This is a genomic window from Bacillus sp. ISL-46, from assembly GCF_018613205.1.
In genome coordinates this window covers 94147-113852 of sequence record NZ_JAGGQR010000040.1, presented here as the reverse complement: position 1 = coordinate 113852, position 19706 = coordinate 94147, and the positions used below count along the sequence as shown (strand labels likewise).

Annotated in this window: 21 protein-coding genes and 1 other annotated feature; of the genes, 12 read left to right on the top strand and 9 right to left on the bottom strand. The window is 39.9% G+C overall.

Features of this window, described 5'->3' with window-relative positions; genetic code table 11:
- Positions 1 to 368 precede the first annotated feature (368 nt).
- Entirely contained in the window at positions 369 to 881 is a 513-nt protein-coding gene (locus J7E67_RS19335) for a gamma carbonic anhydrase (RefSeq protein ID WP_214719273.1), read from the bottom strand.
- 147 nt (positions 882 to 1028) lie between these two features.
- Here J7E67_RS19335 and J7E67_RS19330 point away from each other — a divergent pair, with 147 nt between their 5' ends.
- Together J7E67_RS19330 and J7E67_RS19325 are read left to right on the top strand one after the other, a co-directional pair.
- Complete coding sequence (locus tag J7E67_RS19330) at positions 1029 to 1832, top strand: alpha/beta hydrolase (RefSeq protein WP_214719272.1); 804 nt, start codon at positions 1029 to 1031, stop codon at positions 1830 to 1832.
- Positions 1833 to 1837: 5 nt separating this feature from the next.
- Positions 1838 to 2932, top strand: a complete 1095-nt coding sequence (locus J7E67_RS19325; protein WP_374223931.1) for a tetraprenyl-beta-curcumene synthase family protein — start codon at positions 1838 to 1840, stop codon at positions 2930 to 2932.
- A 21-nt stretch (positions 2933 to 2953) separates the two neighbouring features.
- Here J7E67_RS19325 and mnmM read toward each other — a convergent pair whose 3' ends face one another.
- A complete protein-coding gene (gene mnmM / locus J7E67_RS19320; RefSeq protein WP_214732666.1) occupies positions 2954 to 3526 on the bottom strand; it encodes a tRNA 5-(aminomethyl)-2-thiouridylate-methyltransferase MnmM in 573 nt (190 codons plus the stop codon).
- A 5-nt stretch (positions 3527 to 3531) separates the two neighbouring features.
- Positions 3532 to 4488, bottom strand: a complete 957-nt coding sequence (mnmL, locus tag J7E67_RS19315; RefSeq protein ID WP_214732665.1) for a tRNA modification radical SAM protein MnmL/YtqA — start codon at positions 4486 to 4488, stop codon at positions 3532 to 3534.
- A 216-nt stretch (positions 4489 to 4704) separates the two neighbouring features.
- Here mnmL and J7E67_RS19310 point away from each other — a divergent pair, with 216 nt between their 5' ends.
- The 6 genes from J7E67_RS19310 (at position 4705) to J7E67_RS19285 (ending at position 10438) form a co-directional block, all read left to right on the top strand.
- On the top strand, positions 4705 to 4974 hold the full coding sequence (locus J7E67_RS19310; protein WP_088089319.1) for a YtzC family protein: 270 nt from the start codon (positions 4705 to 4707) through the stop codon (positions 4972 to 4974).
- Positions 4971 to 5150 carry a glycogen biosynthesis protein GlgD gene (locus tag J7E67_RS19305; protein ID WP_088089318.1) on the top strand — a complete coding sequence of 60 codons (180 nt, stop codon included), beginning with the start codon at positions 4971 to 4973 and terminating at the stop codon, positions 5148 to 5150. The genes J7E67_RS19310 and J7E67_RS19305 overlap by 4 nt, the downstream gene beginning before the upstream one ends.
- Positions 5151 to 5269: 119 nt before the next feature.
- Complete coding sequence (locus tag J7E67_RS19300; RefSeq protein ID WP_308161452.1) at positions 5270 to 5695, top strand: ammonia-forming cytochrome c nitrite reductase subunit c552; 426 nt, start codon at positions 5270 to 5272, stop codon at positions 5693 to 5695.
- Positions 5696 to 6041: 346 nt separating this feature from the next.
- Positions 6042 to 7235, top strand: coding sequence for an MDR family MFS transporter (locus J7E67_RS19295; protein ID WP_214732664.1), 1194 nt, complete (start codon positions 6042 to 6044; stop codon positions 7233 to 7235).
- 157 nt (positions 7236 to 7392) lie between these two features.
- Positions 7393 to 7614: a binding site (T-box leader), on the top strand.
- A 43-nt stretch (positions 7615 to 7657) separates the two neighbouring features.
- The gene (gene leuS / locus J7E67_RS19290) at positions 7658 to 10075 is read left to right on the top strand and encodes a leucine--tRNA ligase (protein WP_214732663.1); all 2418 of its coding nucleotides are present in this window, start codon (positions 7658 to 7660) and stop codon (positions 10073 to 10075) included.
- Positions 10076 to 10123: 48 nt separating this feature from the next.
- Positions 10124 to 10438 carry a rhodanese-like domain-containing protein gene (locus J7E67_RS19285; RefSeq protein ID WP_214719260.1) on the top strand — a complete coding sequence of 105 codons (315 nt, stop codon included), beginning with the start codon at positions 10124 to 10126 and terminating at the stop codon, positions 10436 to 10438.
- 59 nt (positions 10439 to 10497) lie between these two features.
- On the opposite strand, the gene J7E67_RS19280 is transcribed toward J7E67_RS19285, so the two are convergent.
- The 3 genes from J7E67_RS19280 to J7E67_RS19270 are packed head-to-tail and all read right to left on the bottom strand — an operon-like array spanning position 10498 to position 12312.
- The gene (locus J7E67_RS19280) at positions 10498 to 11019 is read right to left on the bottom strand and encodes a ferric reductase-like transmembrane domain-containing protein (protein ID WP_251026871.1); all 522 of its coding nucleotides are present in this window, start codon (positions 11017 to 11019) and stop codon (positions 10498 to 10500) included.
- 7 nt (positions 11020 to 11026) lie between these two features.
- Entirely contained in the window at positions 11027 to 11902 is an 876-nt protein-coding gene (locus J7E67_RS19275; protein ID WP_214732661.1) for an FAD:protein FMN transferase, read from the bottom strand.
- Positions 11902 to 12312, bottom strand: a complete 411-nt coding sequence (locus J7E67_RS19270; protein WP_214732660.1) for a hypothetical protein — start codon at positions 12310 to 12312, stop codon at positions 11902 to 11904. The genes J7E67_RS19275 and J7E67_RS19270 overlap by 1 nt, the downstream gene beginning before the upstream one ends.
- A gap of 151 nt (positions 12313 to 12463) precedes the next feature.
- Here J7E67_RS19270 and J7E67_RS19265 point away from each other — a divergent pair, with 151 nt between their 5' ends.
- Positions 12464 to 12649, top strand: a complete 186-nt coding sequence (locus J7E67_RS19265; protein WP_168245378.1) for a sporulation protein Cse60 — start codon at positions 12464 to 12466, stop codon at positions 12647 to 12649.
- Positions 12650 to 12656: 7 nt separating this feature from the next.
- Here the strand turns inward: J7E67_RS19265 and J7E67_RS19260 are convergent, their stop codons facing one another.
- Positions 12657 to 13931: a BaiN/RdsA family NAD(P)/FAD-dependent oxidoreductase gene (locus J7E67_RS19260; protein WP_214732659.1), complete on the bottom strand. Its 1275-nt coding sequence runs from the start codon at positions 13929 to 13931 to the stop codon at positions 12657 to 12659.
- Positions 13932 to 14135: 204 nt separating this feature from the next.
- Between J7E67_RS19260 and J7E67_RS19255 the strand changes: the two genes are divergently transcribed.
- Positions 14136 to 15746, top strand: a complete 1611-nt coding sequence (locus J7E67_RS19255) for a putative polysaccharide biosynthesis protein (protein ID WP_214732658.1) — start codon at positions 14136 to 14138, stop codon at positions 15744 to 15746.
- Positions 15747 to 15765: 19 nt separating this feature from the next.
- Positions 15766 to 16494, top strand: a complete 729-nt coding sequence (locus J7E67_RS19250; protein ID WP_214732657.1) for a 16S rRNA pseudouridine(516) synthase — start codon at positions 15766 to 15768, stop codon at positions 16492 to 16494.
- A gap of 192 nt (positions 16495 to 16686) precedes the next feature.
- On the opposite strand, the gene J7E67_RS19245 is transcribed toward J7E67_RS19250, so the two are convergent.
- Both J7E67_RS19245 and J7E67_RS19240 read right to left on the bottom strand, forming a co-directional pair.
- A complete protein-coding gene (locus J7E67_RS19245; RefSeq protein ID WP_214732656.1) occupies positions 16687 to 17973 on the bottom strand; it encodes a DUF4309 domain-containing protein in 1287 nt (428 codons plus the stop codon).
- A 143-nt stretch (positions 17974 to 18116) separates the two neighbouring features.
- On the bottom strand, positions 18117 to 18551 hold the full coding sequence (locus J7E67_RS19240; protein WP_214719247.1) for a Dps family protein: 435 nt from the start codon (positions 18549 to 18551) through the stop codon (positions 18117 to 18119).
- A 188-nt stretch (positions 18552 to 18739) separates the two neighbouring features.
- On the opposite strand from J7E67_RS19240, the gene speD reads away from it, so the two are divergent.
- Positions 18740 to 19549, top strand: coding sequence for an adenosylmethionine decarboxylase (speD, locus tag J7E67_RS19235; protein WP_214719246.1), 810 nt, complete (start codon positions 18740 to 18742; stop codon positions 19547 to 19549).
- The last annotated feature ends 157 nt before the right edge of the window (positions 19550 to 19706 follow it).

Genomic DNA, 19706 nt, shown 5'->3' with positions numbered 1-19706 from the left:
ATGGCCAGCTGGACGTGGAAAGGTCCAGAATTTGCGTAATAATAGTCAAAGGATAGGTCTAAATTTTGCTCTTACGAGCAAAAATCCAATAAAAAGGCATCGAATGGGCTCATTCGAATGCCTTTTGTCTACAATCTGAAGCACCCAAATTTCTTGGGTGCTTTTGCTTTTTCTCTGTTACAATTGCCAAGTTGATTTCCGCTCCAGGTGCTTCGCTTTCCGCGGGCGGTTCGGGGAGCCTCCTCGGCGCTAAGCGCCTGCGGGGTCTCCCCTGCCCCGTCCTCCCGCAGGAGTCTTCGCACCTTCCGCTCCAACCAACTTGGCAATAAAATCAACAATGACCTTTAACACAGCCTATTTTTTAAGAATTATGATTGGATCGACTTATAATATTGTCCCTTTTCTGCATATTCTGTAGAGATTCTTACCATATCTTTTATGTCTTCTGGTGTTAATTCTCTAATAACTTTTGCCGGTCTGCCAAATGCTAAGGTATTAGGGGGGATTTTTTTCCCTTGCGGAACCAGACTGCCGGCTCCAATAAAAGCACCCTCGCCGATTTCAGCATTATCAAGAATGATGGAACCCATTCCTATTAACGCTTTTTTTCGAATGATACAACTGTGTAGAATAACCTGATGACCAATCGTTACTTCATCTTCTAAAATTAGCGGGTTATTGGGGCTTTGGTGTAAGATAGAATTATCTTGTATATTTACTTTCTTACCAATAATGGTTGGGGCTACGTCCCCTCTGATAACGGTGTTAAACCAAACACTTGATTCATCGCCAATCTCAACATCACCGGTAATCGTCACATAGTCGGCAATATAAGCAGTATCAGCTATGCGGGGATACTTCCCTTTAAATGGATAAATCATTATTCTCGCTCCTTTTGCATGATGATTCTATTTTATCGGAAGTATGAAGTGATTCACAAAAAATTTGTCTTTTTTATTAAAAAAGGACTAAAGATAGTTTGAAATTTTTCCAACAATAGGTAATAACTAATTCCAGGGGGGAAAACTATGTGGAAGTGGGAAGCAGAAGGAGAAGCGAAGGCTGTAATCGTGATCGTCCATGGCGCTATGGAACATCATCGCCGTTATGGCTGGCTGATTGAAATGTGGCGTTCGGCTGGATTCCATATCATTATGGCAGATCTTCCGGGGCAAGGGATGACAACAAGAGCAAACCGCGGCCATATTAATTCCTTTGATGAATATATTTTCGAGGTGAAAGATTGGATACAGGCTGCTTATCGTTATGATTTACCAGTCTTTTTACTTGGTCACAGTATGGGCGGCTTGATCTCAATCCGTCTCTTACAGGAAGAAAGATTGAATGTTGCTGGAGTCATTCTTTCTTCCCCATGTTTAGGGTTAGTTCATACTCCTTCCAAATTTTTAGATATTCTATCGCATGGTCTGAATGTGGTTTTCCCTTCACTTCGGATGAATTCCGGATTGACGGTTCAAATGGCGACAAGAAACGAAGAAGTAAGGGAAGCCGATTCAAATGATACTCTCTATATTACCAAGGTATCGATCAGATGGTATCGGGAACTGGTAGGGGCGATAAAAGAGGCATTTCAAGACCTTGAAAAAATACAGGATATTCCCATGCTTGTCATGCAAGGTGGAGATGACAAAATTGTAAATAAAGGCACCGTAAAAGAATGGTTCAATCATGTTCCATTATCTGAAAAAAGATTTAAGGAATGGCCGAAATGTTACCATGAAATCTTTAATGAACCAGAGCGGGAAGAGGTATTTGAGTATGCAAAGGATTTTGTTTTAAGTCAATTAAAAGCAATAGGTTATATTGTTTAGAAAGGTTGTCGGTTTCAATGATGCCAATCACCCTTATGTCTAGGGTATATCGCAAAATACTTCCAGCAGTACACAAAGAATTGGCTTATTGGAAAAGCCGTGCTGAAAACATTCCGAATGCAGAGCTAAGAACCCAAGCTCTCGCAAGCATTGAGCATAAAACATTCCATTGTGAAGGTGGAGCCATCCTCGCACTAACTGCTAAAGAGGACTATAAAAAAGCCATAAAATTTATCGTTGCCTATCAAACCATCAGTGATTATCTAGATAATCTTTGTGACAGAAGTACTTCCCTTGATCCTGAGGATTTTGCAGCACTCCATGAATCGATGTCAGATGCATTTGTTCTACAGGCTGGCAAGAAAAACTATTACCGGCTCCGCACGGATCAGGATGATGATAATTATTTGTATGATTTATCGGAAACCTGTCGTTCTGTCCTTAGGGAAGTAAATAATTATGATGGAATCAAAGATTACTTGCTTGAGCTTTGCCAATACTATTGTGATTTACAAATTCACAAGCATGTAACTCAAGAGGAGAGAGTCCCTCGTCTTGAAAAATGGTTTCAAAACAACCAATACCAGCTGCCTGAAATGGAATGGTATGAATTCTCGGCATGTTCCGGTTCTACCTTAGGCATTTTTTGCCTCATATCCTATGCGCTTCGTGATGATTTTCAGCTGAGTGATGCAGAAAATATCAGGAAGGGGTACTTTCCATATATTCAGGGCTTACATATTCTATTGGATTATTTTATTGATCAAGAGGAGGACATCGCGGGAGGGGACTTGAATTTTTGTTCCTATTATCAAAGTGAGGAAAAACTTTTTCAGCGATTGAAGCATTTTGTGGTTGAAGCTGACCGGCACACGGAATACCTTCCGCACAAGAACTTCCATCGCCTGATTAATCGCGGTCTGTTAGGAATTTATTTATCAGATGCCAAGGTCCGCAAACAGAAAAACGTCCGTAAACTGGCAAAAGGCATTATTAAATCGGGCGGCTGGATTAGTTATTTCTTTTATTTCAATGGTCTTGCCTACCGTTCTGTACAAAAATCAGTCCCGGCATTTGTCACAAGGTTAATCACAAAATAAACCAGGCGCGAGCCTGGTTTGTTATATTTTTTCAATCGCTATAATAAACGCTGGATGATTTTGTTGATTAATAAATTGGTATTGGAGCACATGTGCCTTTTTCTGGTCCATTTGCTGGCAATAGGCAAGCAGAGAATCCCGCTCCTCGGCACCGCCTTTGTGACCATGATAAATAACAAGCACGATGATTCCTTCTGGTGCCATGATCTCCAATAGTTGTTGAATGGCAGCAATCGTTGTTTCAGGACGGGTTACAATTGCTTTATCACTGCCTGGAAGATAACCTAAGTTAAAAATCGCACCTGAAATCTTACCATAATGGATGTCGGGAATCAATTGGGATAGGTTTTCATGACCTGATTGAAAAATCGTGACTCGCTCTAACATGCATTTCTGTTTCAGACGTGCCTTGCTAGCAACAATGGCTTCATTCTGAATATCAAATCCAAATACTTGCCCTGATTCACCAACAAGCTCTGCTAAGAAAACAGTATCATAGCCATTTCCTACTGTCGCATCAATAACGACATCCCCAGGTTTAACAGCTTTAATGAGTAGACTTTTCGCAAACGGAAGAATCTTATCTATGTTCATTGTTACTACACCAAGTTCCCCTGATAAAATTTACCCTGCCAACTGTTCCTTTCTTTCAGATTAGCATCAATCGCATTTAAGACTTCCCACTTGTTTACACTCCACATGGGTCCAACCATTAAATCAATTGGTCCGTCTCCTGTGATTCGGTGAACAATCATTTCTGGTGGTAAAATTTCTAATTGGTCACATACTAAGTTTACATAGTCTTCTTGGGACAGAAACTCAAGCATTCCTTTTTCATATTGCTTGACCATGGGCGTTCCTTTTAACAAATGAAGCAAATGAATCTTTATTCCTTGCACGTCTAACTTGGCAACTTCATGCGCTGTTTCCATCATCATGTCATATGATTCAAGCGGCAGGCCATTAATGATGTGAGAGCAGATGCGAATGCCATGTTTCCTAAGCTTAGTAACGCCGTCTTTATAGCACTGAAAGTCATGGGCACGATTAATAAGTGAGGCAGTCCGCTCATGAACCGTTTGAAGCCCTAATTCAACCCATAAATAGGTGCGTTGGTTTAATTCCGCTAAATACTCGACCACATCATCGGGCAGACAATCAGGACGAGTGGCGATTGATAAACCCACTACGCCTTCCTGATTTAGAACTGATTCGTATTTTTCGCGGAGAACATCTACAGGTGCATGGGTATTTGTAAATGCCTGAAAGTAGGCCATATATTTGCCATCTTTCCATTTCGTGTGCATTTTTTCTTTTATTTCGTTAAATTGTGTTTCCAAGGTCTCCACGCGATTTCCAGCAAAATCACCTGATCCGGACGCACTACAAAATGTGCAGCCCCCGTGTGCCACCGTGCCGTCACGGTTCGGGCAGTCAAATCCCCCGTCGAGTGCAACCTTAAACACCTTATGACCAAATTGCCCACGAAGGTGGTAATTCCATGTATGGTAACGTTTATCATCAGAAGCATATGGAAAAGGTCTAGTCTGAATCAATCAGAAAACCTCCTTTTTAAAAAGTAAAAGACATAACATCAATTTTATCATGATATGACAAGCTTATCCAAATGTAATTATTAACGGACATGGTTGGTAAAATTTATCCAACTGTTTATGTTATAGGAAAAGGAATGGAGAACACAATAAGAAATGAAGCATTTTGCTTCTAGAGATTCAACGGGGATTGAGTTATTACAGAAGGGGGTTCTAAAGATGGCTACTCGCGACTCAATGGACAACTTAATGCAGCAGGTTGAGGATGCAATTCGCTATGCCGAGGAACAGTACAAACAAAGCAGCCTTCAAGAGCACTATAATGATGATGATTACACAAAGGCACTGCAACAGCTTGAAGATACTTATCTGGACATTGCAAAAATGGCCCAAAGTGCTAATTCGCAGCAAAGGGACCAACTCCATAGAATGAGACTCCAGCTTCAGCAGCTTCAGAACACAATGATTCTAGAGGGGGAAAACCTTTGAAAAAGCGTTCCAAGCAACAAAACCCTGAACAGAAAACACGGAATGGAATTAATAATCAAGATCTGGAACTCGGACAAGATTTCGATCTTGTAAAACAAGCAAAGAAGAACTATGAAAAAACAGGCGGGCAGCCGGTGAAATCCAAATTTCACCAAGAAAAGGACCAGTCCTCCTAAAAATACAGAAGGAACCCTCATTTTTTTTCATTGAGGGCTCCTTTTTTTTTCGCGAATAATATACTGGAAAATCACTAAAAAGTGTTAAAAATCACTGAGCTACTAATTTTGTACTTGAAATTCAAGAAGCTAATGTAAGTGCATTACACGAAGCACAAGATATTTCAACAACATCACACTATTATGTAAATAAAATGATTACCTCTGGTGTAAGCGAAGAAAAAATCAAGCAAGCTCAAGAATTTGTTCGGATAGGACAATGGTTCTGGGATATCATTGCAGCTGAAAACTCCGCAGGCTTCCATAATCCACAAGGCTCGATGGATTCACTGAGAGAATCAGTAGTCCAATCGAACAAGGCAGTCCGTCTTGCCACAGAAGAGCTTGTGAAAAAAGGCGTTAATATGGAAGAACTCGACAAGGAAATCGAAAAGGTGAAAAAAGCGGTTCTCGACGAAAACGTTAATGAGAAGAAAAAGGACGCAGCCGTCAATAGCTATTTCCCTGCTCAAGCGCCAGTTGTACCAGCAGTACCGAAAAAATAATCCTATCTGTACATTCCTTAGAGGGTTTAGGGTTCAGATGGTATATTTAGAAAACACTGTTTCTTTTTGAGACAGTGTTTTTGTTGTGTATGTGGTACTAGGATTGTTGCGGGAGAATTATAGGGTTTGGCGGAATAAACGGGGATTTGGCGGAATAACTGGAAAAGTTGGCGTAATCACCTCTAGAATCCACAGAATTATTTAAAAGTTTCACGAATTTCCTATTTTAATACGACAGATCATAGCCCGCCAATACTGGAAAAGAAAAAGAATTGCACCCCACTTGAAAAAGGAATAGAATAAATCTTTGGAAATTGAAAAGTGAAATGTGAAGGGGCGTTTTTATATGCCACGTGCCTTATGGCTCTTAATAATTGGAATGATCGTTAATGTAACAGGCTCTTCATTTTTATGGCCTTTAAATACAATCTATATACACGACCATTTAGGGAAGTCCTTATCAGTAGCTGGAATTGTTTTAATGTTAAATTCCGCCGCTAGTGTGATCGGAAACCTTTATGGCGGCAGCCTATTCGATAAAATTGGCGGCTACAAATCTATTATTTTAGGAATAAGTATTACGCTTGCAGCCCTTGTTGGCTTAACGTTCTGGCATGGCTGGCTAGCATATACTGTTTTCCAAATCATTATTGGATTTGGTACGGGAATTATTTTTCCATCAATGTATGCCATGGCAGGGTCTGTTTGGAAAGAAGGCGGGCGTAAAGCATTTAACGCCATTTATGTTGCCCAAAACCTTGGAGTAGCCTTGGGTGCATCTCTTGGAGGGATTGTTGCAGCTCATTCCTTTCAACTAATCTTCCTTGCAAATACAGTCATGTACGTCCTCTTTTTACTCATAGCGGTATTTGGCTATAAGGGAATCTTAGTGGATTCAGGAAAACAAGGAACGATCGATATAAATGTTCCAACCGTTACGAATAGAAAAAATCTGTATGCCTTATTGATACTGTGCACAGGTTATTTGCTGTGCTGGGTGGCTTATGTACAATGGCCAACGACGATTGCGTCGTATACACAGGAAATCCATATCTCTTTAACGCAATATAGCTTATTATGGTCGATAAACGGAGCCCTCATTGTCGTTGGCCAACCGCTTTTAAATAGTGTGTTGAAACATCTAACCGCCTCACTCAAACTACAAATGATTATTGGCATTGGTATTTTTATTGTTTCATTTTTAGTCGCAGGGAAGGCAACGGTATTCTCAGGATTTCTTGTCGGGATGATCATCCTAACAATCGGTGAAATGTTCATCTGGCCGGCTGTGCCTACAGTCGCCTTTGACTTAGCTCCAAAGGGCCGTGAAGGTTTCTACCAAGGAATCGTCAACAGTACAGCAACAGGTGGAAGAATGGTAGGGCCCTTAATGGGAGGAATGATCGTTGACATGTATAACATGTCAGCACTATTCATAGTTTTAATTTTGTTATTCCTAATCGCAATTGTAACAACATTACTATATGATCGAAGTCTAAAAACGAAAATGGTGTCAGGCACCATCCATGGACAAATATAGGATTTGTCCGTGTGGAGAGGACAGTGGGGGTTCATATGCTCTCACTTTTTTTTGTTTAAAAGGTGGATATTTTGTCTATCATGAATCTAGGCGATTGTTTGGGTTGCATACTTACTGAAAATTTAATACAATAACCGTAATACTTTATATTAATATTGAAAAGACAGTGATCAGGAGTAGTAATGGTTCATACCCGCAAATAGAGAGTTGACGGCTGGTGGAAGTCAACCGGGTACATCATGAACTCGCCTTTGAGTTGCAAGCGTGAAGGAATAGTAAGGCTTGCCGTTTTCCGCGTTAAGGATGAATGAAGCGAGTGCAGTCAGCACTAATGTGGGTGGTACCGCGGGAAGATACATACAATCCTCTCGTCCCTTTTTGGGATGAGGGGTTTTTTATTTTTTTTTAGGAGGAAGAGCATTATGAGTTTCGACCATAATCAAATCGAACAAAAGTGGCAAAAGAAATGGGAAGAAGAAAAAACATTTAAAACAAGCGAAGAATTTGATAAAAGAAAATTTTACGCTTTAGATATGTTTCCATATCCGTCAGGGGCAGGTCTACACGTTGGACACCCTGAAGGCTACACAGCAACCGACATTCTTTCCCGCTTAAAGCGGATGCAGGGATACAATGTTCTTCATCCAATGGGCTGGGATGCGTTCGGCCTACCAGCGGAACAATACGCATTGGATACGGGTAACGATCCAGCGGAATTTACAGAACAGAATATCAATACGTTCCGCCGGCAAATTAAATCATTAGGATTCTCGTATGATTGGGATCGTGAAGTCAATACGACTGACCCTGAATACTACAAATGGACCCAATGGATTTTCTTAAAACTTTTTGAAAAAGGTCTAGCTTACATTGATGAAGTAGCGGTAAACTGGTGCCCTGCACTTGGAACGGTACTAGCAAATGAAGAGGTCATTGATGGCAAAAGTGAACGCGGCGGGCACCCAGTTGAACGTCGTCCGATGAAGCAGTGGATGTTAAGAATCACCGCTTACGGTGACCGTTTACTGGAAGACCTTGAAGAACTTGATTGGCCTGAAAGCTTGAAGGAAATGCAGCGCAACTGGATCGGCCGTTCAGAAGGTGCGGAAGTTACCTTCTCAATCGAAGGACATGAGGAGACATTCACTGTCTTCACTACTCGTCCTGATACTTTATTTGGTGCTACGTATGCCGTGCTTGCACCTGAACATTCCTTTGTTGAAAAAATAACAACAGCTGAACAGCGTGCTGCGGTTGATGCCTATTTAGACAAAGTTAAGACGAAAAGCGATTTGGAACGTACGGATCTTGCCAAAGAGAAAACAGGAGTATTTACTGGCGCCTATGCCATCAATCCTGCCAATGGGGAGAAAATGCCAATTTGGATTGCTGATTATGTGTTAGTAAGCTATGGAACTGGTGCGATTATGGCAGTTCCTGCACATGATGAGCGTGACTATGAATTCGCAAAAGAATTTAACCTTCCTATTAAAGCAGTTGTCGCAGGTGGAGATATTGACAAAGAAGCCTACACAGGCGATGGTGAACATATTAACTCTGAATTTTTAAATGGCTTGGATAAAACAGAAGGCATTCAAAAAATGATTGCTTGGTTAGAAGAAAAAGGGATAGGAACGAAGAAAGTAACCTTCCGCCTAAGAGATTGGCTGTTCAGCCGTCAACGTTATTGGGGTGAACCCATTCCGATTATCCATTGGGAAGATGGTTCAATGACAGCAGTTCCGGAAGACCAGCTTCCACTGATGTTACCAAAAACCACTGAAATTCGTCCTTCAGGGACAGGAGAATCACCACTTGCAGTTATTTCTGATTTCGTGAATGTTGTGGATCCGGAAACAGGTAAAAAGGGACGTCGCGAAACGAACACAATGCCGCAATGGGCGGGCAGCTGCTGGTATTATTTACGTTATATTGATCCAAAAAATGATCAAGCACTTGCTTCGCAGGAAAAATTAAATCATTGGCTTCCTGTTGATATCTACATTGGCGGTGCCGAACATGCCGTATTACATTTACTTTATGCGCGTTTCTGGCACAAATTCTTGTATGATATCGGTGTGGTTCCAACCAAAGAACCATTCCAAAAGCTATTTAACCAAGGAATGATTTTAGGCGAAGGAAATGAGAAAATGAGTAAATCAAAAGGGAATGTAGTAAACCCTGATGATATCGTTGGCAGCCACGGTGCTGACACCCTTCGCTTGTATGAAATGTTCATGGGACCGCTTGATGCATCGATTGCTTGGTCGACCAATGGATTGGATGGTTCCCGCCGCTTCTTAGATCGGATCTGGCGTTTAATGGTTGAGGAAAATGGAGAATTAAATCCAAAGATTCAAGCCAATGAAGAAACCTCTAGTTTGGAAAAAGTGTATCATCAAACCGTGAAAAAAGTGACTGAGGATTATGAAGGTTTGAGGTTTAACACGGCCATTTCACAAATGATGGTATTCATTAATGAAGCCTATAAGGCAACTGTACTTCCAAAAGAGTATATTGAAGGATTCGTTAAATTGCTTGCACCTGTTTGCCCGCATATCGCTGAGGAGCTTTGGGAAAAGTTGGGACACAGTGAAACGATAACTTACGAAGCATGGCCTGCCTATGATGAGGCAAAACTAGTGGATGAAGAAGTTGAAATTGTCATCCAGGTAAATGGTAAAGTAAAGACAAAACTTATGGTACCAACAGATGCAAGCAAAGAGTCACTTGAAGGCATCGCGATGGAAGATGCGCATATAAAGGAACAAATTGAAGGAAAAACAATTCGCAAGGTAATTACTGTTCCAGGAAAGCTTGTTAATATTGTAGCAAATTAAAAGAATGGCCCCTCTCTTGGGGCTGTTTTCCTGAAGGGGATGGACTAGATGGAAGAAATTCAAACGATTACACCAGAAGAATTAGAAAAGAAGCTTGAGGCAGGGGAGAAACTTGAGCTTGTGGACGTTAGGGAAGATGAAGAAGTAGTATTCGGGATGGTACCAGGAGCTAAGCATATTCGAATGGGTGACATTCCTGCTAATCTCGACTATTTTGACAAGGATAAGGAATATATTTTTATTTGCCGCTCAAGTGCCCGCAGTGGAAATGTCTGCCATTATCTAAAGGACCAAGGATATAAGGTTCGCAATATGGTTGGCGGCATGCTCGCATGGACTGGAGAAACAGAATATACAGAATAACCGATTCCACCATGGAATCGGTTTTTTTGTGTAAATAAGCAGCGCTTGCGCTTTCTGGGTTAGTGAGAGACCTCAAGCTTAGGTTTATCTCTCATCAACATACCTCCTAAAAGGATAAGCGGCAGGATATTGACTGCAGCAAGTACGGCACCTTGAATATCTGTACCAATCAATAAACCATGTATCGTAACGAATATATATAGGACCGGATTCAATGCGTGTAATTTCCGCCATTTTTGATAGCCGATTTTTTTTCGTGCTTTGGATGTAACGATCGTCATAATTAAGAAATAAAGGGATAGTGCGCCCAGCGCCATTGGCAAGGGCTTATAGTCCGTATTAAACGGTATGAGTATCTCTAACCATTGTAACGAGATATATGAATCGATTAGTAAAAATCCTACGTGGCCAAGGACAAGATAAAGGGCCCAATTAGACATTGATTCATGCAAAAATAGGGAAGTAGTGACCTTTTGTTTTCGCTTTTTCTGAACTTGAGAGTATAGTCCAATGATGACAGACAAGTAAAGTAAAAGGTAAGCTACCAAACCTGTAGCACGGATCATATACCATTCAAACATTTCCAAGTTACTCTCCTCCTCTCCAAATATCTCCGTCATTAGTAATTAACACAGCCTGGACACCTTTACTATTTATCCACTCTTGACCAGCCTGTTTACCAAGTAAAAGAACCGTTTTTGCCCAAACGTCAGCTTCCAAAGCAGTAGGGGCTGTCACTGTTGCCGATACAATCTTACTTTTACTAGGTTTTCCTGTTCGAGTATCAATCAAATGATGCGTCCACTCCCCATTCATCCGCCATGTCCTTTTCATGGTTGTGGACGTCGCCAGCGCACCTTTTTGAACCTGAATCGAAGAAATCATCGTTGTTTCGGCAAATGGATTCTCGATCCCAATATTTAATGGTCGTGGCAACGTGCCGAAAATGCGGATATCACCACCCACGTTGATAAAGCCATAGCCCAACCTATCTAAAAGCAGTGCGGCACGATCAATCACCCAGCCCTTGGCCATTCCCCCAAGATCGATTTTTGATAATAGGGTTACGGACCGTTTACTTTCATTTAGTATAAAAGGTTGCGAACTTATCGCAGCCATTGTTGAAGGGGGAGTTACTGCTAACTCTTTCCCCTTTATCATTTCAATCGATTTTGAATAGCCGTGGTTTTCAAGCGTCGATAGAATGCTAGGATTAAAAATACCTTCCGTTTCTTCAAAAAATCGAAGAGCGTCTGATAAGATTGAAATCATCTCACTGCTAACGATTACTTTTTCAACTTGTTGATTTATTCGTGATAGTTCACTATCGGAGCGGAAACGGCTGCATGTATCCTCAATCAATTCAAATAGCTTGTAGATAGGCATCATATCGTTGGCAAATAACTCATGATTAATAGAGATTTTCACAATAGTACTCATGGAGGGGAACTGGTAGGTAAACATCAGGTTCCACCTGTAGTCGTGTCAAAGCCGCCTTGATGTCCCATTCCAGGTCCGCCGCCATTTGAAAATTGATCCTGTTGATTACTGTTTCCATTGAATTGATCATTATTATTCGAGTACTGATCACTAGAATCAAAATTATTGTTAGAATCATCATTTTGATTGTATTGCGATGAGTTACCGCCATCAAAGGATTGATCAAAACCTCTACCATGGTCAGTACTTTGTTGTGTATTAAAGCCATCCTGTGATTGCTGATTAGAATTATTATTTGAGGATTGCCCTTGAGTAAGTGCCACTTGATTGCTCGCTTGATCGCCATTTGATAGACCAAGAAAGGATACCATTCCAGCTACTAATGCCAAACTCCCAAAACTAACGCCCCAAGAGATTTTTTGTTTTTTATCCATTTTTAATGCTCCTTTCTATAGGTGAAACTGTCTTTCTAAAAAGGAGTTTACAAGTTGAATCTTAAAATAACCTTAATTTTTCAGTCTGCTTATTTTTAAAATTCAGATAAGTTGTTAATAATGGTAGTAAAAAAGAGAGGGAGAGAGAAAAGTGATACAGGTTAAATTGTTTGATCGGGAACATGAGAAGGACTTAGAAAAGGAAATGAATCGGTTTTTAAGAGGGATAGATGAAACAAGCCTGCTCGATATTAAATATAATGTGGCAGCAATGCCGGAGGAAGAAGAAGAGGAGCAGATTTATTGTTTTTCCGCGATGATAATTTACAAGGCCTGACAAATAGTCAGACCTTTTTGTTCTTTGCAGACAGGGCTGCATTGGTACCAGCTAATCTTCCAGTTACAAGGGCAGAGGTAATATTATACCCGCCAGTATAACCATGTACATCAAGGATTTCACCACAGAAATATAAACCATTCATTAATTTCGAGCCCATCGTTTGTGGCTCGATTTCTTTAACAGACACACCGCCGCCAGTGACAAAAGCTTTTTCAATAGGCAAGGTGCCATTTACTTTTATCAGGAATTGCTTGCAGCTCTTTGAAAAACTACGAATTTTTTCATTGGAAATCGTGCCACCTTGCTCAGATGGGTCAATCCCATTATGTTCTAATAGAAATAGAAGATATCGTTCAGGGACTAGCCCTTTAAGCGTATTTTTAATGCTTTTCTTAGGCTCACTTTTAACAAGCGCAAGAATTTCTTGAAAAACTTCTTCCTCTTTTTTGTCTGGTAGTGCATCAAGGCTCATGGTTACTTCTTTTAAATTCCACTTTTTCATAGCTTTGACTACGAACTGACTGCAGCGCAGCACGGCAGGTCCGCTGATTCCAAAATGGGTAAAAATCATATCCATGCGGTGCGAGATAATCGGCTTTCCTTTCGGATTCAAAACACTTAAGTCAATGTCTCTTAGTGATAAACCTTGCAGGGCTTTATTTTTAATAAATGGTTCGCTAGAGGTGACAGGGACTTCAGTTGGAAACAGATCCGTAATCGTATGTCCTGCTTTCTTCGCCCAAGCATACCCATCACCAGTTGAACCTGTATGTGGAACTGATTTTCCCCCAACGGCAATCACGATCGATTTAGCTGATAATTTTTGACCATCTTTCAACAAGACGGCAGAAACGGTTCCATTTTCATAGAAAAGGTCCTCTACAGGGCTATTTTTGAAAATCCTGACACGAAGCTTTTCTAACTGATTTAATAGGGCGTCAACGACAGATTGAGCCTTATTGGAAACGGGGAACATCCGCCCGTGATCCTCTTCCTTTAATTCGATACCTAATTTTTCAAAGAACTTAATAATATCTTCATTACTAAAGATTGAAAAGGCACTATATAAAAACTTACCGTTCCCCGGCAGGTGCTTGATGATTTCCTCAATTGGCAGGCGATTCGTCACGTTACAGCGACCACCTCCGGAAATAGCTAACTTTCTGCCGAGCTTGTCTCCTTTATCAATTAAAAGTACTTTTGCGCCTTTTTCACCAGCTGCAATGGCCGCCATTAACCCAGAAGGTCCGCCGCCGATGACAATTACATCATAATCCATATTTCCACCAACTTTACTTTAATCCGTCACTCCATTATAAACATTTATCATCAAAATAAAACGAATGTGCCCTTTTTTTCATAAATTTAACTTGGAAGTTAGTAGCGTCTGAGAGAAAGAAGTTGTAAACTACTAATAGTGTGCAAAAAAAGTCGAATTATTTGTGAAGAAGCGCACGTATTTCTTCGGGTAGGAAGGGATTCTATGCAGTCTAAGCTTTTAAGAGGAACATTTATTTTAACGTTTGGAACAATACTATCTAAGGTTATCGGATTAATTTATGTTATTCCGTTTTATCAAATTGTTGGGAAACACGGGACGCAGCTTTATTCATTTTCATATGTCCCATATACCATTTTTATTAGTATTGCAACGGCGGGTGTACCGCTGGCTGTTTCAAAATTCATTGCAAAATATAATGCACTTGAAGAGTATGCCGTTGGCCGAAAGCTGTTTAAATCGGGACTAGTGGTTATGTTGTTGACTGGGTTTGTGGCATTCTTAGTGATGTATTCCGCTGCACCTATGTTAGCTGAATTAAGTCATCCTGGTAAAGGACAACTGGCCAATGTTACGACGGTTATTCGGGCTGTTAGTTTTGCATTAATCGTTGTGCCAATTATGAGCTTAATCAGAGGTTACTTTCAGGGACATCAATCAATGGGACCTTCGGCTGTTTCACAGGTTGTCGAACAAATCGTACGAATTATTTTTACACTTGCAGGAGCCTATGTTGTTCTGAAATTTTTACATGGCACTATTGTTTCGGCAGTTAGCGTTGCCACCTTTGCAGCATTTGTCGGTGCTATCGGAGGATTAGTTGTTTTATTTTGGTATTGGTATAAAAGAAAACCCTATTTGGACGAGCTACTTGAACATGATAAAGGGAACAGCCATATTTCTTTAAAGGAAATCTATAAAGAAATTCTTTTATACGCAGCGCCCTTCGTTTTTGTCGGGATTGCCAATCCGTTATTTCAATTTATCGATCAAATTACCTTTAACCGGGCGATGTCCGCAATGGGCAATGCCAAGCAGGTGGCTGATGCGGCCTTTGGTATATTAAATTTCGAGTCACATAAAATTGTCATCATTCCTGTATCACTTGCAACGGCCTTTTCCTTAACACTCATACCGAGTATTACAAAGGCATTTGTAGAGAATGATCAGAAAAACATGAACCGGCAATTAAACCAAACCTTTCAAGTTTTGCTCTATTTAACATTACCGGCTGCTATCGGGCTTTCGTTATTGGCCGAACCGGTTTACACAGCTTTTTATGAGCATGATAATCTTGGGACACAAGTATTAGGCGCCTATGCACCTGTTGCGATTCTTTTTTCCCTCTATTCTGTAACAGCAGCCATATTGCAGGGAATTAACGAACAGCGCTTTACCATCTTAAGCTTGCTTGTGGGTTTATTAATAAAATTTGCTCTAAACATTCCATTAATTAAAATGTTTGAAACAAGAGGGGCCGTTCTCGCCACCGCGCTTGGTTATACGGCAGCGATTGTCATTAATTTAATTGTGATTAAGACATTCTCCGGCTATCGTTTCCGACTGGTATGGCGGAGGAGTTTATTGATTATCATCTTCGCAGGATTGATGTGGGCAGGAACAGAAATTGTTTATAAATTACTATTACTATTCCTTTCTCCTGCATCAAAGGGTCAATCCGTCTTACTTATCGTGATAAGTGCCGGAGTGGGCGCCGTCATCTATTTTTACTTAGGCCTGAAATCAGGACTAGTGAACCGTTTATTTGGTGACAGGGTCGATCGAATCAAGCAAAAACTAAGGTTAAGATTTTAAAAATCTTCTTAAAAAGGAGATGGGACAGTTGAGAATTGATAAAATGCTAGCTAATCTTGGCTATGGCAGTCGAAAAGAAGTGAAACAGCTTCTAAAAAGTAGTGCGGTCAAAGTGGATGATGTAGTAGTCAAGGATGCAAAACAGCATGTGGATACATCTAAACAAACCGTGACTTTAAATGGTGAGGTTATTGAATACAAAGAATTTATCTATCTAATGATGAACAAGCCTCAAGGAGTCTTATCGGCTACAGAAGATAGCTCTACCGAAACGGTTATCGATTTATTAGAACTCGAGGAACAGGTTTATGAGCCGTTTCCCGTTGGAAGATTGGATAAGGATACAGAAGGTTTACTGCTGATCACCAATGATGGTCAGTTGGCACATCGATTACTTTCACCGAAAAAGCATGTTCCGAAAACGTATTTTGCAGTAATCGATGGTGAAGTGACCGAAGAAGATGTACTTGCCTTTGCTAATGGTGTAACCTTGGATGATGGCTACGAAACAAAACCTGGTGAGTTGAAAATAATAAAATCCGGTATCCGTTCTGACATCGAACTAACCATCACGGAAGGCAAATTTCATCAAGTGAAAAGAATGTTTGAAGCTGTTGGTAAAAGAGTGGTTTATCTCCAACGGATTTCGATGGGCCCCTTGCCGTTGGATGAGACACTGGAGTTAGGTGAATATCGGGAATTAACAGACGAAGAAGTAGAATTATTGCGAGAATATCAAGTGAAATAATCTTAAAATGTAAAAAGCAGCTATTTTTTTAGCTGCTTTTTCCTTTTAATAAATATTTCGCTATGAAATAACGTTAGTAAAGCGTGAATATGGAATTTTCTTGCCTTTAATAAGTTCAATCAGCGAATTTGGCAATTTTATCAGCGAATTTCCTTGTTGAATCAGCGAATCCATATTCTCATATATGGTTGATTATTGATAGGCCTTCAAATCTAACATTGTTTCTAAATCGACAATTTCAACATTTCTTTTTTGCAATTCTTCTATTAGCTGTGGTAAGGCCTTTTTGGTTTCAATCTTATCGGAATCGGAGTGCATTAAGATAATGTCACCGTTTCGAAGATTATCGATCACATTGCGAATGATATTTTTTGAATCCATTTGGGACCAATCCAGGGTATCAATGGACCAGAGGACAATGGAATAACCCTCTTGTTTTGCAACCTCTGCCACCTGTACATTTGTATCTCCATATGGTGTACGAAGGATTGCCGGCTCCTTGCCAATAACTGATTTAATTGCTTTCCCAGCTTGATCAATTTCGAGTCTAGTAGCGTTTTTGCCTAATTTGGTTAATTCCACATGATTAAAGCTATGGCTTAAGACTAAGTTTCCATTTTTAAAGGCGTCCCTTACAACATCAGGATGCTTATTAACCTTACTGCCAATAAAAAAGAAGTTTCCTTTTACATGGTGGTTTGCCAAAATCTCAATGATTGCTGGTGTGATTACTTCATCAGGTCCATCATCAAACGTTAGGGCCACCTGTTTTTTATCAGGGCCATTAATATAGACACCCTCTTGGTTTTTAGCAAAGAGGACGATATCTTTCCGCCATTTTTGCATCGAAGCCCAAGCTGATTCTGATAACTGATTGGAGTTTCCTTTTATATCAAGGATGTATTCGTTATTTGATGCTGTGATGGTAGATCTTTTTGGGTTTAAAACAGAAATATGATCAATCACATTACTACTTTTCGGAAAAATCAACTTAAGCTGAATTTCCTGCTTCAATTCATAAACATAAATATTTTCATTATTATTGTCTCGTATTTCCTTAGGCTGTCCGAATGATCTGACCACCATCTTGTCAGTAATTTCTTTGAGGTCAGCATCATAGGAACGAACGTCGAAAATTTCTCCTGCCTTGTTATAGCCTAAAACGATGTTTTTATTGTCATAGGTGGCATAGGTGCCAGAACCTGCCTGATCAACCTTGTCGGGTTCACCCCATTCAGAGTTAACTTGTTCGATTGTGCGATCAAGCGCATTAAATGGACAATCCTTCACCATTCCTTTTTGAGCCAAATCCTTAATATTATCAAGCTTTTTTAAATAGGATTGGTTTATTCCCTTAGGCTGTAGGCCATTTTGCTTTTGCTGTACATTATTACTTGGATGCAGCTGTTCAGAATCACAAGCAGTTAATAGTGTAGACAAAGAGAAAATGACCGTCAAGATAGGTGTTAACAACTTCATTAGGGGTTTCACTTCCCATAATTTATTTGATCTATATTTGATTTAATAATAGCAAAGACATTCAATTTTGGAAAAATTAAACTCAATCGCATGAAAAAAAGGACAAGCAATCAGCTTGTCCTAGATTTAACGTTTATTTTCAATTAAGCCTGTAGGAAAGATTGTAACATCCAGTTATGTTTATTGAGTTTGCCGATTAGGCCTAAAAACATATCACTGGTTACCTCGTCATTGTTTTGTTCAGCAACTTCCATCCCAGCTTTTAATTCATCAATGATTAAGGAAAAGTCATGGACGATTGTCTGAACCATTTCTTCAGCAGTTAATGTTTCACTGGTTTCTTCAATGGTTGCAAGTTGAAGATATTCTTTAAGGGTAGAAATGGGACTGCCGCCAATGGTTAATAATTGCTCAGCAAACTCATCAATTGTCGCTGCTGCTTCCTCATATAATTCTTCGAATTTGGCATGTAAGGTAAAGAAGTGAGGACCTTTCACATACCAGTGAAAACGATGTAATTTAGTATATAGTATATTCCAGTTTGCAATTTGTTGGTTGATTACTTGTTCAACGGTCATTTTAGCATTCCTCCTAATTTCTTATCAAAATTAATTATATCATATATTATTTAAAAGTAAATATTAAATGATAATAATTATAATTAAGAAAGGGAAACTTTTTTAAATAATTAGTAACTAGGTAGAACTCTGGGTATCTTAATAATATTTACTTGCAAAGGATACCTTAATTTTAAGGGGGAACTGTCATGAGACTTACACACGAGCAGGCTATTGAGTTACACGGCTTTAATAATTTGACGAAATCGTTAAGCTTTAATATGTATGATATTTGTTTTACAAAAACGAGGGAAGAACGTGAAGCCTATCTGAAGTATATAGATGAACAATACAGTGCAGACAGGCTGAAAAAAATTTTAACCCATGTATCAGATATAATAGGTGCCCATGTGTTAAATGTGGCGAGTCAGGACTTTGAACCAGCTGGGGCGAGCGTGACTCTATTGGTATCAGAGGGTCCAGTTGCTAATGCGCCGTCTGAATCCTTTGAGGAATCTCCGGGACCTCTGCCGGAATCGGTGGTGATGCAATTAGATAAGAGTCATATCACGGTTCATACATATCCGGAATTCCACCCTGATGAAGGAATAAGCACATTTCGGGCAGATATTGATGTTTCAACGTGCGGGGAAATTTCGCCGCTTAAGGCCCTTCATTATTTAATCCGTTCATTTGAAACAGATGTGATGACAATTGATTACCGGGTCCGCGGCTTTACAAGGGATAAGACAGGGCATAAGCTCTTTATTGATCATGAAATAAACTCGATTCAGAATTACATCCCTGAAGATGTCGGCGAATTATTCGATATGATTGACGTTAATGTCTATCAGGAACATATTTTTCACACAAAATGCAAGCTGCGTGAATTCGATTTAAATAACTATTTGTTTGGATACACAAAAGATAAGCTTTCACCTGATGAACATATTGAAATCACGGAGCGATTAAAAATTGAGATGGATGAAATCTTTTATGGGAAAAATATTATCCAATAGTAATGGAGCCGAAGGAAAAGTCATTAATTAAGGATCTACGTTACGGAACAAAGTCATAATTATGAATAGGGTCACGTAGAAGGTGTCTACGTGACCGAAACAGGGGTCTAACCAAGGATAGGGTAACGTAGAAGGGGTCTACGTGACCGAAACAGAG

What these genes read in the sequence shown, in the direction of transcription:
- J7E67_RS19335 (WP_214719273.1), bottom strand. Translation starts at nt 881, where the DNA reads ATGATTTATCCATTTAAAGGGAAGTATCCCCGCATAGCTGATACTGCT.
- J7E67_RS19310 (WP_088089319.1), top strand. Translation starts at nt 4,705, where the DNA reads ATGGCTACTCGCGACTCAATGGACAACTTAATGCAGCAGGTTGAGGAT.
- mnmM (WP_214732666.1), bottom strand. Translation starts at nt 3,526, where the DNA reads ATGAACATAGATAAGATTCTTCCGTTTGCGAAAAGTCTACTCATTAAA.
- J7E67_RS19280 (WP_251026871.1), bottom strand. Translation starts at nt 11,019, where the DNA reads ATGTTTGAATGGTATATGATCCGTGCTACAGGTTTGGTAGCTTACCTT.
- J7E67_RS19285 (WP_214719260.1), top strand. Translation starts at nt 10,124, where the DNA reads ATGGAAGAAATTCAAACGATTACACCAGAAGAATTAGAAAAGAAGCTT.
- J7E67_RS19255 (WP_214732658.1), top strand. Translation starts at nt 14,136, where the DNA reads ATGCAGTCTAAGCTTTTAAGAGGAACATTTATTTTAACGTTTGGAACA.
- speD (WP_214719246.1), top strand. Translation starts at nt 18,740, where the DNA reads ATGAGACTTACACACGAGCAGGCTATTGAGTTACACGGCTTTAATAAT.
- J7E67_RS19275 (WP_214732661.1), bottom strand. Translation starts at nt 11,902, where the DNA reads ATGTTTACCTACCAGTTCCCCTCCATGAGTACTATTGTGAAAATCTCT.
- J7E67_RS19250 (WP_214732657.1), top strand. Translation starts at nt 15,766, where the DNA reads ATGGGACAGTTGAGAATTGATAAAATGCTAGCTAATCTTGGCTATGGC.
- J7E67_RS19270 (WP_214732660.1), bottom strand. Translation starts at nt 12,312, where the DNA reads ATGGATAAAAAACAAAAAATCTCTTGGGGCGTTAGTTTTGGGAGTTTG.
- J7E67_RS19330 (WP_214719272.1), top strand. Translation starts at nt 1,029, where the DNA reads ATGTGGAAGTGGGAAGCAGAAGGAGAAGCGAAGGCTGTAATCGTGATC.
- J7E67_RS19295 (WP_214732664.1), top strand. Translation starts at nt 6,042, where the DNA reads ATGCCACGTGCCTTATGGCTCTTAATAATTGGAATGATCGTTAATGTA.
- J7E67_RS19245 (WP_214732656.1), bottom strand. Translation starts at nt 17,973, where the DNA reads ATGAAGTTGTTAACACCTATCTTGACGGTCATTTTCTCTTTGTCTACA.
- J7E67_RS19240 (WP_214719247.1), bottom strand. Translation starts at nt 18,551, where the DNA reads ATGACCGTTGAACAAGTAATCAACCAACAAATTGCAAACTGGAATATA.
- J7E67_RS19260 (WP_214732659.1), bottom strand. Translation starts at nt 13,931, where the DNA reads ATGGATTATGATGTAATTGTCATCGGCGGCGGACCTTCTGGGTTAATG.
- leuS (WP_214732663.1), top strand. Translation starts at nt 7,658, where the DNA reads ATGAGTTTCGACCATAATCAAATCGAACAAAAGTGGCAAAAGAAATGG.